Annotated in this window: 14 protein-coding genes; 3 read left to right on the top strand and 11 right to left on the bottom strand. The window is 47.9% G+C overall.

Annotation, left to right across the window (positions count from 1 at the left end):
* Nucleotides 1-27: 27 nt before the first annotated feature.
* Nucleotides 28-1203: a hypothetical protein gene (locus tag OL444_RS16680; RefSeq protein ID WP_264731385.1), complete on the top strand. Its 1176-nt coding sequence runs from the start codon at nt 28-30 to the stop codon at nt 1201-1203.
* A 73-nt stretch (nt 1204-1276) separates the two neighbouring features.
* Here the strand turns inward: OL444_RS16680 and OL444_RS16675 are convergent, their stop codons facing one another.
* From OL444_RS16675 to OL444_RS16645, 7 genes are all read right to left on the bottom strand, one after another.
* Nucleotides 1277-2020 (bottom strand): class I SAM-dependent methyltransferase, encoded by a 744-nt coding sequence (locus OL444_RS16675; RefSeq protein WP_264731386.1) that lies wholly within the window; start codon nt 2018-2020, stop codon nt 1277-1279.
* Between the two features lie 34 nt (nt 2021-2054).
* The gene (locus OL444_RS16670; RefSeq protein ID WP_264731388.1) at nt 2055-3557 is read right to left on the bottom strand and encodes a RagB/SusD family nutrient uptake outer membrane protein; all 1503 of its coding nucleotides are present in this window, start codon (nt 3555-3557) and stop codon (nt 2055-2057) included.
* A 22-nt stretch (nt 3558-3579) separates the two neighbouring features.
* Nucleotides 3580-6669, bottom strand: a complete 3090-nt coding sequence (locus tag OL444_RS16665) for a SusC/RagA family TonB-linked outer membrane protein (RefSeq protein WP_264731390.1) — start codon at nt 6667-6669, stop codon at nt 3580-3582.
* Nucleotides 6670-8156: 1487 nt separating this feature from the next.
* Entirely contained in the window at nt 8157-8357 is a 201-nt protein-coding gene (locus OL444_RS16660) for a hypothetical protein (protein WP_264731391.1), read from the bottom strand.
* 440 nt (nt 8358-8797) lie between these two features.
* Nucleotides 8798-8998, bottom strand: a complete 201-nt coding sequence (locus tag OL444_RS16655) for a hypothetical protein (protein WP_264731392.1) — start codon at nt 8996-8998, stop codon at nt 8798-8800.
* A gap of 467 nt (nt 8999-9465) precedes the next feature.
* A complete protein-coding gene (locus OL444_RS16650; RefSeq protein ID WP_264731393.1) occupies nt 9466-9672 on the bottom strand; it encodes a hypothetical protein in 207 nt (68 codons plus the stop codon).
* Nucleotides 9673-10117: 445 nt separating this feature from the next.
* Nucleotides 10118-10873: a GNAT family N-acetyltransferase gene (locus OL444_RS16645; RefSeq protein ID WP_264731394.1), complete on the bottom strand. Its 756-nt coding sequence runs from the start codon at nt 10871-10873 to the stop codon at nt 10118-10120.
* A 174-nt stretch (nt 10874-11047) separates the two neighbouring features.
* Between OL444_RS16645 and OL444_RS16640 the strand changes: the two genes are divergently transcribed.
* Nucleotides 11048-11602 (top strand): GNAT family N-acetyltransferase, encoded by a 555-nt coding sequence (locus OL444_RS16640; RefSeq protein WP_264731395.1) that lies wholly within the window; start codon nt 11048-11050, stop codon nt 11600-11602.
* A 10-nt stretch (nt 11603-11612) separates the two neighbouring features.
* Here OL444_RS16640 and OL444_RS16635 read toward each other — a convergent pair whose 3' ends face one another.
* From OL444_RS16635 to OL444_RS16625, 3 genes are all read right to left on the bottom strand, one after another.
* Nucleotides 11613-12041, bottom strand: a complete 429-nt coding sequence (locus OL444_RS16635; protein WP_264731397.1) for a VOC family protein — start codon at nt 12039-12041, stop codon at nt 11613-11615.
* A gap of 157 nt (nt 12042-12198) precedes the next feature.
* The gene (locus OL444_RS16630; protein WP_264731398.1) at nt 12199-13365 is read right to left on the bottom strand and encodes a PepSY-associated TM helix domain-containing protein; all 1167 of its coding nucleotides are present in this window, start codon (nt 13363-13365) and stop codon (nt 12199-12201) included.
* Between the two features lie 8 nt (nt 13366-13373).
* On the bottom strand, nt 13374-15818 hold the full coding sequence (locus OL444_RS16625; protein WP_264731400.1) for a TonB-dependent receptor: 2445 nt from the start codon (nt 15816-15818) through the stop codon (nt 13374-13376).
* Nucleotides 15819-16018: 200 nt separating this feature from the next.
* Between OL444_RS16625 and OL444_RS16620 the strand changes: the two genes are divergently transcribed.
* Nucleotides 16019-16447 carry a secondary thiamine-phosphate synthase enzyme YjbQ gene (locus OL444_RS16620; RefSeq protein ID WP_264731402.1) on the top strand — a complete coding sequence of 143 codons (429 nt, stop codon included), beginning with the start codon at nt 16019-16021 and terminating at the stop codon, nt 16445-16447.
* 72 nt (nt 16448-16519) lie between these two features.
* Here OL444_RS16620 and OL444_RS16615 read toward each other — a convergent pair whose 3' ends face one another.
* Nucleotides 16520-16969, bottom strand: a complete 450-nt coding sequence (locus OL444_RS16615) for a hypothetical protein (protein WP_264731403.1) — start codon at nt 16967-16969, stop codon at nt 16520-16522.
* Nucleotides 16970-16981 lie beyond the last annotated feature (12 nt).

The raw sequence follows: 16981 nt of genomic DNA, 5'->3' as shown, positions 1-16981 counted from the left end.
TTTTTTATTTATTTTGATTCCTTACAGATGAAAGTTTATCGATTATCCCGTATTTACAGCTTGTTTTTTTATGCCTTTTCCGTACTGCTGATGGCAGCCAGTATCCCTCTATTCATATGGGGAGTGTTATTAAACCGCAACCCGCAGGACGTACCGGCAGGCATTATTTGTACCCTGCTCTCCGCCGGGCTGGGCGGATGGCTGTTTCAGGAAGTACGTAAACATCAGGTGGTACTGGGGCCGGACTTTATTCGTATAGCGGGTACCGTTATTAACCGGGAATTACTGTATACACAGATCAAAGGTTTCCGGGTTACAGAGAAATACCTGACAGTATATCCCTTATCTGATCAGGATAAAAAGATTCAGATCTCTTCCTATCTGCATCAATTTTCTGAGATCGTGACCACACTGGCACAACGCTTTCCGGATCTGGATCAGGAGGAAGCTACAGCTATCCGACAAACGGTATTGGGGAATAATAAATATGGCCAGCAAAACCGGGAGAAAGCAAAGCGGCTGGCACAGGTGAGCTTCTGCTTCAAAGCGCTCGCGGTCCTTCCCTTTGTTGCCGGAGCGACGCTTTATTTCACGCCCTTCGCAAAATATGCCATCGTTGTATTACTGGCCATTCCCTGGGTGAGTATGGGGCTGGCTTATTATTACAAAGGACTGGTCAGTATCGACTCCTACAAAGAAAACCCCTTACCTTCCTTTATGTCGCCTATGATGATGACTGCCTTTATCCTCTTCCTTATGTATGGCTTCAGAAAGATTGATATTGTGTCACATCAAAACTGCTGGACACCTGTATGTCTGATTACTGGTACGATGGCGCTGTTCCTCTTTTCCCTGGTCAGACAAGGTATCCTGTACCAGATTCGTAAGATGAGTATCCAGGCCTGGATCATGTATGCATGCCTGTTACCCGGCTATGCCTACTCCGCCACCATGACGCTGAATACTTATTTTGATAACAGTACACCGCGCTACTATACCACCACAGTGGTAGATAAATCCATCAACAAGGGGAAATCCACCAGCTATTACCTGTGGCTGGCTCCCTGGGGACCTGTTACCACTACCGAAAGCATCAAAGTCTATGCACAAAGATTTAATGACACGGCTACATCCGATACCGTTGTCATTTGCCTGAAAGCAGGCCTCCTGGATATACCCTGGTATGCTTTAGAAGGCGAGTAATATACCGGATAAGCTATTAAAGAAAGCGGGCCTGTACAGCTGTACAGGCCCGCTTTCTTTAAAGAATATGTTGTTATTTACTTCCCGGTTTTACTGCTGCCAGCAACAGAAAAATAGGTCGCCGCACTTCATCTTTCATTTCCGGATAAGCTGCCAGTACTTCGTCGGAAGGCTTCGGCTCTGCCGCCCCTGTAATCCGGAAACCGGCGGCCACCAACGCATTGATATGGGTGGCCAGCGTACGGTGGTACTTCACCACCGCATTATCCAGGAAGTGCGTTTGCCGTATACCCTCTGCCTGATAGTGATCTACCGGCCAGTGCAGCCGGTTGCCGGCGGCATCATAGTACCAGTCCTGCGTGGCGATGGCCGTAAAAACAGGATGTTCGGCAGAGAACACAAAAGCGCCGCCCGGCGTCAGGCAATCATACACCTTCCGGTATACTGTTTCCAGCTGTTCTACATAATGCAGCGCGAGAGAACTGATCACCACATCAAATGATCCCGGCGCGAAGTCAATATCTTCTATCGCCGTTTGCCGATATTCGATAGCCGGATCATTTGTGGTGCTGCGGGCGCGTGCCAGCATATTCGCGGACAAGTCTACTCCCACTACATAACGGGCGCCCTGCTCCCGCGCATAGCGGCAATGCCAGCCAAAACCACAGCCCAGATCCAGCACATTTTTATCTGCCAGCACCGGCAGCAACGAACGAAATACGGACCACTCCCCTGCCGCATGGAGGCCATCCACCGAACGTGGCATCTGGCTGTAGCGCTGGAAAAAATCCGGATCATCATACTTGTTCTGTTTCATAACAGCAAAGGTATTGAAACATCCGGTTGTACCATTAGTACCCCTTGTTTTGTTTAAGGTTGGGATTATTTTTCAATTCCAGCGTAGGAATCGGGAACAACAGTTCTCTTTCTCCCACTACAGGTCCATAGGTAAATTTATGTCCTACATAGTTTTCAAACTGCCTGGTTTTTACATTAAACGCTTTACGCAAACGTGCCATATCGTACCAGGTGACATTCTCGTAGCACAGTTCAAACCAACGCTCGCGCCAGATGGCCTCCTGCAGCTGCGTTTTACCCAGGCCCGACAGCTCCGGCAATGTTGCCCGCCGCCTGATTTCATTGACCGCATCATAGGCTTTGGCAGTAGGTCCGTTTACTTCGTTAGACGCTTCCGCGAACAACAGCAATATATCTGCATAGCGAATCAGCGGCCAGTTGAGGTCACTGTTGCCGGTAGACGAATTCGCGGCTTCATCGAAATGTTTATAGATGTAGTAGCCGCCTAGTTCTACCACTTTGGTACGATCAGTTTCCAAGGTATAGGAGGTGTAGAAAAACTCTTTTTCCTTCACACGGAGATCATTGGCTTCAAATGATTGTACAAACTCCGGTGTGGCATAAATACCACCTGTTTCACTGGCATAGGCAGAGATGTTTTTGTTGTAGGGAATGATCGCCACCTGCCAGTTGGAAGGAATGATCTGGGTCCGGAACTGAATCATGAAAATATTTTCTTCCAGATTTTTCTTTGCCGGATTATGCAGATCAGCATAGGTTTTGAACAACCGGTACTGTTTGGAGTCGATCACCTCTTCTGCCTTCTTAGCAGCCAGGCTGTAGTAAGGCGCGCCTTTCTGCAGCGGGTATCCGGCCATGGTAATGTATACGCTGGCCAGCAAAGATTTTACCGCACCGAGGCTTGCTTTTCCGGAAAGATCTATCCATCCGAGACCCGCATTTTCTGCTTCCTGCAAATCTGCTACGATAGCGGCATATACGGCTTCCACGGAAGCCTGCGACGGGCGCAGATCCGGTGAATCCAGGGTTACCGGTTTCAGGATCAGCGGTATGGGGCCAAACATTCTCACCAGCTGGAAGTAGTACCAGGCCCGCATAAAACGCGCTTCACCCAATAACCGGCGGCGTTCTTTTTCCTCCATATTGATGCCGGGAATTTTTTCGATGGCCAGGTTGGCGTTGGCGATACCACGGTAGTAACTGGTCCAGTACGTATTGCCGTAATCGTTATCAGACGTATTGATCAGGTCTTTGACAAAGTAGCTGTTTACCGCCTGTCCCAGATCGGTATTGGCCAGGCCGGTGGCGAACTCGCGCATCGTCCAGGCGGCGCCGTTGAAGCCACTTTCCATCGGATCACGCATCGATGCGTATATACTGTTGACCGCACTCCGGGCATGTTCCGGTTTGGTGAAGTAAGTATCTATGGTAAAATTACTAGGGTCCGATTCCTGTAGAAATTTGGAACATCCCGTTAATAATAATGTACCTGCCAGTACTACCGGCCCTATATATTTATGGATTCTTGTTTTCATATGTTACGATTTTAAACCTGCATTACAAACCAACGTTGATGCCCAGCATGAATACGCGGGGTTTGGGATAATCATACAATGCCAGCCCCTGATCGAATGGCGAGCCGGAGTTGGATACTTCGGGGTCATATCCTTTGTATTTGGTGGCGACAAAAAAGTTCTGTACGCCGCCGTACACCCGGAGTTTATTGAGCTTCAGGCGCGCCGTGGTAGCGGAGGGGAATACATAGGCCAGCATCAGGTTACGGCCACGGATAAACGATCCATCGGTGATTTTGTGGCTGTCGTTGTTGGTAGTATACCCCGCAGACACCGGACGGATCTGTGCAATCGGCGACTGCTGATTGGTGGGCGTCCAGGCGTTCAGCACGGTTTTGTAGCTGTTGGCGATGCCTTGTCTGTCTTCCAGGGAGTGAATACTGCGATCCAGGATATCATTGCCATACATGTACTGCAGGTCGATGGTTAGTGTCCAGTTTTTATACTGGAAGGTATTCTGGAAAGTACCATAGCCATCGGGAATACCTTTACCAATAATCGTTCTGTCGTTGTCATTGATGATTTTATCATTGTTCAGGTCGAGGTATTTTGTATCGCCGGGTTCATCTTTATAAGCGTTGGCCAGTGCTTTTTCTGCCTCGCTCCAGGTGCCGAGGTTAACCCGGCCGAAAAAGGAACCTACCGGTTCTCCCACGCGGATAACGGTGGCGCCGGAATAAATATCGCTGCCACCGGTTAAAGACAACACTTTGTTTTTGTTGACAGAGATGTTGAATAGCGTATTCCAGGTGAAGTGGCGGGTTTTGATATTGGTGGTATTCACGGAAAACTCAATGCCTTTGTTTTCCATGCTGCCAATATTCTGGGTGATGCTGGTATAACCGCTACTGGCGGGTAATGGCGCCTGCAACAGCATATCTACTGTTTTCTTATGATACAGGTCCAGTTCCAGACCAATCCGGTCGTTGAACAATCCCAGTTCGATACCGGCATCAAACTGCCTGTTTTTCTCCCACTTCAGCGCTTCATTGGGCATGCGGCCAATACCGATACCGATGTTGCGCTGGCCACCGAAGATGACATCATAATTGCTCATACCTGCCAGCGCCTGATAGGCGGCAATTTCAGAGTTACCCGTCGCACCGTAACTCACCCGCACTTTCAGGTTGGATATAGCGGCAATCGATTTCATAAATTCTTCCTGAGAAACGCGCCATGCCAGTGCTGCAGAAGGGAAAAAAGCGTACTGGTTAGCTTTCCCGAATTTGGAAGAACCATCCATACGGCCCGTTACCGTGAAGAGGTACTTATCTTTCAGGCCATAGTTCAGGCGCGAGAAATAAGAGTTCAGTCCGTATGCACTGCCGCGGGAAGCAGGTGCCTGCGGATTCGCGCCGGCGCCCATATTATTAAAACCGAAATAATCATCATTAAAGCCCTGTGTAGACGAGCTGTTGTCGAACTGGTCGATATGCTGCCAGGACAGCCCCAGTAAGGCATTCAGGGAATGTATTTTCGCGAAGCGTTTATTATAGGTCAGGTAGTTTTCAAACTGCCAGGAATTATAGCGGTTGTTTTTGATTTCTGCCACACCTAGCTGGGTGCGGGAAATATAGTTCAGATCGCGCCCGCCGTAATAGTCCTGCCGCTGATTAATAATATTGGCGCCTACTGTTGTGCGCAGTTCGAGGCCATCAGCCAGTTTGATATTGGTGTAGAAGTTACCCAACGTGGTTTGTGTACGGAGGTAATACAACCGTTCTTCTATGAGTTGCAACGGATTGGCGCCACCTTCCATTCCCGGATAGTCATCGTTACCACCCCAGGAACCATCCGGAAATTTTACCGGAATAATCGGTAATGCTTCCAATACCTGCCGCATCGTAACGATACCAGCGCCACCCAGCTGATCGATCTGTTTTTCATTCTGATCGGTGTAACCCAGTGTACCGCCTACTTTCAGCCAGTTTTTGATTTGAGTATCGAATACAAAACGCGCCGCATAACGTTTTTGCCAGGAGCCTTTGATAATACCATTTTCATTCCGATAGTTCAGGAAAGCACCATAACTCCCCTTTTCATTCCCATTGGTAAACGCCAGCTGGTGATTCTGGGTGAAGGCTTTGCGGGTCGCTTCCTTTTGCCAGTCTGTATCATATAAGGGATTACCCTGTGCATCAAACAACAGCGGATTCGTTCGCTTCGTTTTGGGATCTACATATTTTTTACCACTGTTCCATCCGGCGGTATCAAATTTCAGGGCATTCCTGTAAGCGATATCTTCTACCTGCAAAAATTCTTTTGCATTCAATAATTCCAGCTTACGCGGCAGGGTACCCATACTGAAATCCACGTCGTATGTTACACGGCCGCCACCGGGCGTGCCTCGCTTAGTGGTCACCAGTATAACGCCATTGGCCCCTCTGGCGCCATATATAGCCGTAGAAGATGCATCTTTCAGCACTTCAATGGAAGCAATATCATTGGGGTTGAGATAATCTATCGGTGTACTTCCATTCTGTAATCCGGCCGCATTCAGGATCACGCCATCAATCACGTACAGCGGGTCATTGGCTACGTTGATAGAGCTGACACCACGGATACGGATATTGGCACGCCCGCCGGGACGACCGGAGTTGGAAGAAACATTTACCCCGGTAACACGGCCCGATAATTCCTGATTCAGGGAAGCACCCGGACGTTCCTGCAACGACTCACTTTTCACGGTGCTGACCGCACCTGTGAGATCTGATTTTTTGCGGGTACCATATCCGACAATCACCACATCATTCAGGTTGGAAGCCTTTTGTTTTAATAATACGGTATAATGATTCCTGCTGTCTACCACGATTGTTGCCGGTTCGTAATTCATGCCGGAAATAAGGAGCGTGGCTCCGGGTGCTACCTGCAGCGTAAATTTCCCGGTAGCATCTGTTACGGTGCCGGACTTACTTTGTTTGACGGCGATGGAAACACCAATCGCCGGCCCACCCTGGTCTTCCGTGACCACACCAGTGATTGTTTTAGACTGAGCCCACAACCGGCACGGCAGCGTCAGCAGGATAGTATACGCCAATAGGCATACTATCCTATGTAATTGTTTTAATTGCATAAGACTAGGATTTTAAACAAAAGAAATAACGCGGTACTGCAATAAAAAAATAAAAGCGATCACCAGCCGGATCAGCATGTCATCCATCACTGGTATGGCTATACGTTCACATTATTATTCAGAAAATTTATCTGGCCGGACCTCCGGAGAGCGGCCTTGCTGTTGGTTTTGGTTGCATATGGTCTTTGATTTACTTCATAAAATTCTTTTAACAGGTCAGCTTTCATGACACCCCTTCTTTTATTACCGGCAGTGGCATACGGTATTAAATTTGTTTGTGGTCATACACTCACCTGCGTTATTGGTACATCGGGTTTCATGGGCATTTGGTTGCTTTCTACATCATCTGTCAGGAAACGGGAAGGGAACACAACAATTGCACGCATTCATAACGGAAATCCTTACCTGACAAGCCATACACCGATAGATAAACAATCATTGCCTATCCATCGAACTAAAAATAATTGAAGTTGGTCACATTTATAAACAATACTTTTCAAATAGCAAAAATTTATCAGTAATTAGCAAATTACTATAATAAATCAGCCCCTATCCCCCTACGGCCGCAGTCTATATCCGTATATGACTGCGAAAAAGCTGATGCATCCTCTCTGCTGCGTTTTTCAACAACGGGTCATAGTGGTATCAAATGAATGAACAGGCCTGCAATGCCGCTGTTATCTTCCTGCAGCTAAAACAGTAAATCCGGATGACTTATTTCTCCTCAAAAGCGAGCTGGATAACTTTCCGGGTCATTCATAGAGAATAATCCGCAATTGATTACGCTTAATATTCCATGTATTAGCGGTATTGTGAGGAAATCCTGCATTTGCGCCATCAGCCTTACACCTGTTTTATATTATTTTAGAGATGTGATAAGCATCATCCGACTATAACTGTCATTTTTCCTATAGGGCTTATCACCGGCGATATCACCAGCAGTATCCGGTAACAGCTGCCCTTATCCCAGCATTCACCGGCCACTGTTTTTCACAACATAGCGGCACTGCTTTCTGCGACAACGATTTGTTGCCAACTGCGTTTTAAATAGTTCCTTACTTTTCCATATGCGTGTCACCTGACTGTACTTCTTCCATTGTATACCGCTCCCCTCACCTGTTATTCTTCACCTCCAAATATCCATTATGATGAAAAAAATGACAACAACGGGCAACCACCTTTCCCGCCAGGCACTCCAACATATCCGTGGCGGCAACAGTAGTACCTTTTTAGTTCCCTGCAATTCTATGGGCCCCAATGGCGGATGCCGGACCGGTCAATGTTGTGCCAGAGGTACCTGTTTTAATTTATCCCGTCCACACCCGCCTTGTGATGAAACACCTGTTTAAGCGCATGACAACAAGCCCCCTTACCGCTTATGTACCATTACAGCAAAAGGGTATCTCTTTACAGGAGATACCCTTTTTACCGGATGGCGCATTAACGTGTATTCCTTTGCGTTAGCCACCCTATCCCATCGGGATAGCTTATCTTATCCGTACACACAATCCCGGATCATTGGGATAGCCATATACACATTTGCAGGGAACACCCCCTTCGGCCGCACAGCGGGTGCGGGTACAAACATCCAGGTGACAATAGGAGTTCTCTCTTCTGTTACCGCCATTGATATGGGTTAACTGCTGACGGGAAAGAGAGCGACTGTGGTTCATTAACGTGTTGGACATACAGTATGGATTTGAAAAAATGAAAATTGCCTACTCTTTTCGGAAAGGTTTTCGGCGACCCCTTATATATTAAGATGAACGAACGGTATGGGCATAACATACCCGCGCCGAAAGAGAGCTGCTGTTACAGTTATATCATGGTTGTCAACAACAACATGACTGGTACTGCTACCCTGTCAGTCAGACAGACAGATAGCCGTCATTCATAAAGTGTGATAAAAAAGAATGGGAACAATAACGGTTTTACAGGTAATCCGGTGTTTGCTTTAAAGATGACTAAAAGTGTTTTCCCTTTTGTATATATAATAAAAACGATAAATACCCTGACGGGTTGAATCCAACCCCAATAAGAGGGTGTTTTTATAAGCCACCCTCTTATTGCCGGATGACTTGTAAACGTGTACACATTCACGTTACTCATCCTATGCATTCAAGTGGTATTATCTTATCCGATTACAAAAACCCGGATCAGTGGGATGCGTATATAAACATTTGCAGGGCACCCCACCTTGTGCGGCGCAACCATTGAGGGAGCAGTATTGCAGGTGGCAATAGGAAGGCTCGAAGTTACCACCGCCACTAATACGGCTTAACTGCTGACGGGAAAGAGAGCGACTGTGGTTCATTAACGTGTTGGACATAGTATGGATTTGAAAAGATAAATATTGCCTACTCTTTTCGAAAAGGTTTTCGGCGACCCCTTACCTATTAAGCTGAACGAACGGTATGGGCATAACATACCCGCACCACAAGAAAGCTGCTACTACAGTTATATCATGGCTGTCAACAACAAAATGACTGGTACTGCTACCTTGCCAGACAGATAGCCGTCATCCATCATGTGTGATAAAGAAGAACGGGAACAATAACGGTTTTACAGGTAATCAGGAATAAAACAGATCCGCCTAATAAATAACAATGCCGGGCTATAGAGAAAAAGTACTGGTATAAAAATATACATAAATTTTTTAGAAAGCAATGGGTGCTGCGGAATATAATTTGGACCAGCTCATATAAAGGGTATCTCCTGTAAAGAGATACCCTTTTTACCCGATGACGCATCAACGTGTATTCCTGCACGTTATTCGCCCTATCTATTCAGGATACATTATCTTATCCGGAAACACACACCCGGATTGGTGGCAGAATAATACTCACACCTGCAGGGAACCCCACCATTGGCTGCACAATTTCCGCGGACACAGATTTCAAGGTGGCAATAGGAATACTCTACGTCGCCGCCACCGCCTTTAATACGGCTTAACTGTTGACGGGAAAGTGCGCGACTGTTGTTCATGAACGTGTTTGACATCATATGTCTGGATTTAAATAGATGAAAACTGCCTACTCTTTTCGGAAAGGTTTTCGGCGCCCCCTTATATATTCAGCTGAACGAATGGTATGGGCATAACATGCCCGCATCGCAAGAGAGATGTTATTACAGTATATCATGGTCGTCAACAACAAAATGACTGGTACTCCTACCTTGCCAGACTGATAGCTGTCATCCACCATGTGTGATAAAGAAGAACGGGAACAATAACGGTTTTACAGGTAATCAGGAATCATACAAATCCACTTGATAAATAACAATGCCGGGCTATAGCGCAAAATGTACGGATATAAAAATATACATAAATTTCCCAGAAAGCAATGTTGGCGGGGATTATAATTTGGACTAGTTAACTTAACGGGTTACCCGCCTATTGAGTATTAGAAGGCTTGCCACGCGATGTACGCGTGGCAAGCCGCTCACAGCATCAGGATGCCTGATGCCAGGTAATCACTTCTTTTTCCGGCTTAAAACCAAGGCGGGTATAGATAGGCTCACCGGCAGCAGAAGCATGCAATACTACCTGCAGCCGCTGGTCTTTTTGACACTGTTGCAATAAATGAATCGTGATGGCTGCAGCCAGGCCTTTTCCCCGGAAAGCCGGCAAGGTACCAATCATGTGCAGCCCTGCATATCCTTGCTCATCATAAAACACCAGACCGCAACACGCCGGTGCGGCTTCATAATAGCCAATAAATAACTGTGCACGTTGGTCAGGCTGTAAAAGGCTGCGGGTCATATATCCATCGACCCGGTATCCAAACGATTCCCCGGCAATAGTGGCAAACAGGGTTGCTTCTTCCGCATTCGTTACTGCCTTAAAGGTACAGGCGCCGGGTATTTCCGGCAATACTACCTGTGCCAGATCGATGATCATACCCATTTGTTTCATCCTTGGTACAAAACCTGCCGCTGCCAGCGCCGCTTCATAACGGCTGCTTTCCGTTGCCGTGAAGGTAAGCAGCCGGGGCAAACGCTGTTCAGTGATAGCGACTGCCATCTCTTTAAACAATATAGCGCCGTCGTCGCCAGGAGTTATATCAAACACGCGTTCGGGCCAGTCTGAACCTACCGGCGTTACCGTCTTATAGGATGGCGTAGTGGCAAGGGTACGGGAATGCTGCCCAACGTATTGCCAGCATTCAAACAGGTTATTGATAATATGTTTTTCTGCCTGTGTCATTTTTCTGATTCAGATAACTAAAGTTTACTATCCGGAAAACATACTACCTGCCGGCATGGAAAGTAAAAGTCTATCCATATCCGCCAGCCGGCGTGCTCCGATTTATCCGGCAAAGATAAACGGATAGGCTTAACCGTTATAGCAAAAAAACGGCAGGTTACTTACCTTTGCTATATGTACCACGTTAACACCCTTTCGGGCCAGTCCGATATTTCATTAAGACCCATCACGGTGAAGGATCTGCCCACGCTTACCTTACTGGCTAACAACCCTGCCATTGCGGCTACGCTACGGGATAATTTTCCTTCTCCGTACACCCTCCATGATGCGCAACATTTTCTGATGCTCATGCAACGCGGACTGCTGGGCTATGTATGGGGTATCTGCTCCGGGGCGGCGCTCACCGGCGTTATCAGTATTACCCCGCAGACAGATATCTACCGGCATTCCGCAGAAATCGGCTATTGGCTTGGTCTGCCCTTTCAAGGCAAAGGAATTATGCGGGAAGCCGTACATCTGGTCACCACCTACGGCTTCCACGAGCTGCAACTGTACCGTATTTTTGGCGGCGTATTCGCTACCAACGAAGCTTCCCGGCAGGTATTATTAAAAAACGGGTATCACCTGGAAGCAATCAAACAACAAGCGATTATCAAACACGGGAATTTACAGGATGAGCATCTCTTTGTAAAACTAAAAAACGGGGAATCCAGCCGGACCGTGATATAAAACAGGGTCCTTATTTTTCAGCTGCCGGCTGCCTGCGTTGTTCCAGGATTTCCAGGTAATGCGGGTTATACATAATGCCCAGTACATTCCCCCATGGGTCCAGTACAGAAGCGGTCACAAAACCAGCGCCCCGTTCCACCAGCGGCTCATTCAACGTGGCACCCATGGCGAGCAACCGGTCCAGCGTCCCCTGCACCTCATCCACATGCCAATAGGTAATGACGCCTCCCTGGCTATCTTTCACGCCTGGCGGGGCATAACGGCGGTCAATCAATCCCAGTTCATGCTGGTAGTCGCCGATCCTGAACTCCGCATATCCCGGCCGTTCAAAATAAGGCGCTATGCCCAACAGTTCGGTGTACCATTTGCGGGCAGCTTCGTGATCTGCCACGTAATAACAGATAGTGGAAAGTCCACGTAAAGTTTGAGTAGTAGCCATTTTACTTTATTTAACAGTGAGGGATTTTGTAACTGATTCAAAGGTAAAATGGATGTGTGACAACCCTATGTCAGTAGCGGACAGTAATATTTTTCAGGGGCCCGGCGGCTGGCAGACAGGCCAGCCACCGGGGCTTAAAGTTACGATGATTATAGCATTATTCCACCGGCCGGGGTATGGGCGCCACGGCCAGATTAGCTGCTTTCCGGGGTGGTACGGACTTCGTTTTTTTCTTCCGGCGGTTCAACCATACCAATAAACCGGTTACCGGCAGGGAGGCGGCAAACAGGCAGCTAAAGAACGCCAGCAATTTCGTAGGCCAGCCAAAAATACTGCCGGTATGTATGGGATATATCATGCGGCGGACCTTCATCCCCGCGGTTTGTTTTGCATAGGGCATCGCTTTCAGCAGGGTACCAGTACCTTTTTCATAATACAGGAAGTCGACCACATTGGGAACAGCCGCTTCGTGGTTTTCCTTGGAAACGGTAACAGCCGTGCTGTCGCCGGCAGGAATCAACAGGGTGACCCGGCCATTATAAGGCAAGGCTACATTGGCTTTGTTATACAGCGATTCATAAAAACCATCGCCGGCCGCTTGCATAACCCGGTTAGCCGGTGCTTTATTGGCAGCGGGCGGCTTACCATCCATGACTAAAAAAATGCCGTTGTTAAACCACTTATAACTCCAGGTAAGACCGGTTAAGGCAATCACCAATATGAGGGCATGTATATAAAAACCGCCTACAGCATGCAGGTCCCAGATGAACCGTTTACGGTTACCACTGTTTTTGATGCTGAGCCGCTGTTTAAGTCCTTTCCATTTTTTAGGCCACCATAATATCAATCCGGATATGATCAGACAGATAAATATAATACAGGATACACCGGTGATGGCTTTACCGGTTTTACCGGCCAGCAGATAACGGTGCAGGTGCACGATGATCGAAAAAAAGCGTTTGTCTTCCGGTATCACCGATACCACTTTGGCGGTATAGGGGTCTACCGCCATCCGGTATAATTCCTTTTTGCGGGTGGCCAGCAGCATTAAAGGGCGGTCGGGATCATGCGTTTCTATCTCCAGCCGTGTTACCTGTAATGCCGGCTGTGCCCGGGCAACCTGCCGGAGCAGGCTATCCAGCGACAGGCGGGCTTCGCCCGGCTGATGCGCTACAAAGTACCGGTCTTTGTTGATCAGCGGATCCAGTTCTTTTTCAAATACCAGCATACTGCCGGTCACCGTTACGATAAAAACAACCAGGCCGGAGGCAAGCCCCAGCCATAAGTGCAGTTGTCCTGTTATTTTTTTGAATCGTTTAATCATATCAGCTATCAGAATACATAAGACACCGTCGACAACCAGTTGCGTGGCGCTCCCGGAAACAGGCGAAGATAATCATACCCACCGACCCAGTAGGTTTTATTGAAAATATTATTCAGGTTTACCTGTAACTGGAACCTATCAATCTTATAGTAGATCGCTGCGTTCACCAGCGTATAGGCAGGCAACGTCTGTATGTCATTGCCATCCACATTACGCTCCGTTACAAAGTTGCTGCCGGCGCCGATGCCCAGCCCTTTCAGTTTTCCGTTACGGATACTGTATTTGGTCCACACGCTTCCCTGGTGTTTCGGAGCACCGGGACTTTGCCGGCCGATTTCACTGGCTTTCGGACTTTCTTTGATGGCAGATTCATTAAAGGCATAAGCGGCAGTGAGGTACCAGTCTGGTGTAAGCTGTCCTTTTACATCCATCTCTATTCCTTTGGATTCCACCTGCCCTACCTGTCGCATCAGGTCCGGGTTGCCTGCATCGCCTGCTTTGTATAATACATTTTTCAACCGGATCCGATAGGCAGAAAGGGTCACCGACAGGCGATCGTTGAACCAGTCGCTTTTAGCGCCTGCCTCTATCAGGTTGCTCAGCAGCGGATCAAACGGACCGCCGGCATTGGGATTGTTGATCGTTGATGCTGTTTGCGGATTATATCCTTCTGTATAGGTAGCATACAGATTCACATGCCTGTTCATCGTATACACCAGGCCTATTCTTGGTATCAGGGCTTCCTGTACCACCTGTTGCTGCGCTTTTTTGGTATAGTTCAGGAAATCAGTATAGCGGTCGTAGCGCAGGCCCAGTAATGCCTGGAATTTACCCAGTGTGAGCTGGTCCTGTACATATATGCCCTGCGTACGGTAAAAGGTGGCGTCGTAGTTACTTTTGGTGTAAAAGTATTTGCTCATATCAAACAGCTGATACGGGCTTTCGGAAGTCAGGTCGAAGTGCGGCACATTGGGCACCGGACGTTTTACGCCATTGACGGTTTCATACAGGAATTTGCCCGGATTGTCCTTGTTATAGGCGCCGGCAGCGGTATTGGTATTATTGCGATAACCGTTGGCGACTGACTGCGCAGCGCCCCAGGGCATTTTGGATTGCGCATAATCATACCCGGTTACAATCTTATGTCCGATCACACCGGTATTTACATCGAAGGTAAAATAGGCGGAAACGTTATCAGAGAATACTTTTCTTTTACGGATCAGCACCTGCATTTCAACCAGCGTAGGCAGCTCCCTGTTGGCACTGTCTTTAGCATAGCCGTTGGCAGTGCGGTGTTCCAGCAAATCTTCGTCCCAGATGGTTTTCAGGTAAGCCACATTAAACTGAATATGCTTATTGAACTGGTGGGAAAAGGAAGTGGTGATCATCACATTGTCTTCATTCAGGTAGTCGTTGGCCGCATTCAGACTTTTGGAAACAGGTACCGAATAAATATCGTTGTTGCCATAAACAGCCTGGCCGCGATCCAGGCGACTCATACTGCGGTTGTATACCACATCCAGGTTTAACCTGGTTTTTTCATTGGGCAGAAAAGAGATGGAAGGCGCCACGATGAAGTTTTTATCAAACTGCAGATCGCGGAAACTCTGTGCATTCTCATAGCCCAGGTTCAGGCGGTACAGCAGGGTTTTGGAAGTATTCATTGGTCCGGTGAAGTCGGCAAACCCGCGGAAAGTATTGAAACTGCCGCTGCTGAAGCTAAGACTTTGCCGCTTTTCCATTAACGGCTTTTTAGTTACCCGGTTGATGATACCACCGGGAGAGCTGTTCCCAAAGAGCACGGAAGCGGGTCCTTTGATCACTTCTACCCGTTCGAGGTAATTGGTCAGGGGCTGTTTCCAGAAACCGGTGATGGTACGCAGCCCGTTCAGCAACTGTACCTGGCCGTTGTTCTGGGTACGGAATCCCCGGATGATGAAATCGTCATAGGAGGTATACTGACTGACCCCACTCATATTTTTAACGACTTCGCCTACCCGTAAAGACTGCTGGTCCTGCATCAGCTCTTTGGTAACGTAACTGATGGATTGTGGTACCTCTTTCAGCGGTGTGGCTGTTTTGGTGCCTATAAAGGAACTGGTGTTGCGGTAACCGGATTCTTTCCGGCCTACAATTTCCACGTGTTGCAGCTGTTCGGCGGCAGCTACCAATGTTACCTGTACCACGCGGGTTTCCCCTTCTTTCAGGTGTACGGTATTACCGGTGGTTTCGTATCCGATAAAGGAAAAGGTAACCGTATACTTGCCCGGTTGCAGATCTGTAAACTGATATTCCCCTTTATCATTGGTGGTAGTGGCCTTGTTTTTTCCGATGGTGACGCTGGCACCAGGTACCAGGTTGCCCTCCGGATCTTTCACACTTCCTTTGATGATGGTCTGGGCATAGATGTTGGTGATGCATAGGGCCATGATGGCCGTCAGGAACATTCGCATATTGTAGTGCTCACATGTTTAAAGTGGTGCAAAAGAACGCAACCGGGAAGAGGTCCCCTACTCCATTACGGAATTCTTTTTACGCAATACGGAAATGATCGCAGGGAGCTGCATCCATAACAGACGCCACCTTGGATATATATCCCGGATCTGCCGGTAGCAATTATCCGGTAACACCTATTTTTGCAAAAAACAATCGTATGGAAATGTTTCAACAGGCGATCCGGCTTCCACCCCAGCGACGGGGCTTTCACCTTATTACCTCCGCCATCGTACAGGCGATGCCGCAGCTGGCACGGTTACAATCCGGCATGTGCCAGGTTTTTATACAACATACTTCTGCTTCCCTGACGATCAACGAGAACGCTGATCCGACCGTGCGTGTTGATTTCGAAACCTATTTCAATAAAGCCGTTCCCGAAAACGATCCGGATTATGTGCACACCGACGAGGGCCCGGATGACATGCCCGCCCACCTGAAAGCGGCACTGTTAGGCAGTTCCGTGATGATTCCCATACACAACGGACGGCTGGCCCTGGGTACCTGGCAAGGCATTTACCTGTGCGAGCACCGGAATGCCGGCGGTTCCCGGAACCTGCTCATCACAGCCTGGGGAAATCTGCGATAATATTTATACCATAAAAAAACCTTCCGGTTATACCGGAAGGTTTTTTTGATCACTTTCATGCCTGTAACAGGATCAGAAGAAAATATCTACATAATCTACCACATTGTTGCCTTCACAATTCTCCATTTCCTGTAGGCGCCAGTATTTGCGGGCACCTTTAGCCAGGAAGTGATAGGTACCTTTTTTCTCACATACCTCACCGCCATTGATACTATTATCTTTTGTCCGGATGGTACCTTCAAATTCCAGTTCTTTGGCAGACACCACTTTCAGCACGCCGTCGATCGTCACAAAGCCTGCATTATCTGCGCCCCGTTGTTCCCCCTGGATGCTGTAGGTGCCGTCTTTCTTTTTCTTAATGACTGCTTTACCCGGTTGATTCCAGCTTACCCATTGGAGGGTTAAATTATGTTTGCCTTCCCGGAGTACAAAGGGGGCCGGTTCTTTTGTCTGTTGTGCGTACGTAGCGATACTGCCCATCAGTATAACACATAAAAAGAGCAGGCGTTTAATTTTTTGCATGATGATAATACT

Source organism: Chitinophaga nivalis, assembly GCF_025989125.1.
Taxonomy (GTDB): domain Bacteria; phylum Bacteroidota; class Bacteroidia; order Chitinophagales; family Chitinophagaceae; genus Chitinophaga; species Chitinophaga nivalis.
Note: the sequence above shows the minus strand (reverse complement) of the source record. Positions and strands in the feature narration are given on the sequence as shown.

Bases quoted from the DNA above. Each gene is read 5' to 3' on its own strand.
- OL444_RS16675 (WP_264731386.1), bottom strand. From the start codon at position 2,020: ATGAAACAGAACAAGTATGATGATCCGGATTTTTTCCAGCGCTACAGC.
- OL444_RS16670 (WP_264731388.1), bottom strand. From the start codon at position 3,557: ATGAAAACAAGAATCCATAAATATATAGGGCCGGTAGTACTGGCAGGT.
- OL444_RS16630 (WP_264731398.1), bottom strand. From the start codon at position 13,365: ATGATTAAACGATTCAAAAAAATAACAGGACAACTGCACTTATGGCTG.
- OL444_RS16665 (WP_264731390.1), bottom strand. From the start codon at position 6,669: ATGCAATTAAAACAATTACATAGGATAGTATGCCTATTGGCGTATACT.
- OL444_RS16640 (WP_264731395.1), top strand. From the start codon at position 11,048: ATGTACCACGTTAACACCCTTTCGGGCCAGTCCGATATTTCATTAAGA.
- OL444_RS16655 (WP_264731392.1), bottom strand. From the start codon at position 8,998: ATGTCCAACACGTTAATGAACCACAGTCGCTCTCTTTCCCGTCAGCAG.
- OL444_RS16620 (WP_264731402.1), top strand. From the start codon at position 16,019: ATGGAAATGTTTCAACAGGCGATCCGGCTTCCACCCCAGCGACGGGGC.
- OL444_RS16660 (WP_264731391.1), bottom strand. From the start codon at position 8,357: ATGTCCAACACGTTAATGAACCACAGTCGCTCTCTTTCCCGTCAGCAG.
- OL444_RS16645 (WP_264731394.1), bottom strand. From the start codon at position 10,873: ATGACACAGGCAGAAAAACATATTATCAATAACCTGTTTGAATGCTGG.
- OL444_RS16635 (WP_264731397.1), bottom strand. From the start codon at position 12,041: ATGGCTACTACTCAAACTTTACGTGGACTTTCCACTATCTGTTATTAC.
- OL444_RS16615 (WP_264731403.1), bottom strand. From the start codon at position 16,969: ATGCAAAAAATTAAACGCCTGCTCTTTTTATGTGTTATACTGATGGGC.
- OL444_RS16680 (WP_264731385.1), top strand. From the start codon at position 28: ATGAAAGTTTATCGATTATCCCGTATTTACAGCTTGTTTTTTTATGCC.
- OL444_RS16625 (WP_264731400.1), bottom strand. From the start codon at position 15,818: ATGCGAATGTTCCTGACGGCCATCATGGCCCTATGCATCACCAACATC.
- OL444_RS16650 (WP_264731393.1), bottom strand. From the start codon at position 9,672: ATGATGTCAAACACGTTCATGAACAACAGTCGCGCACTTTCCCGTCAA.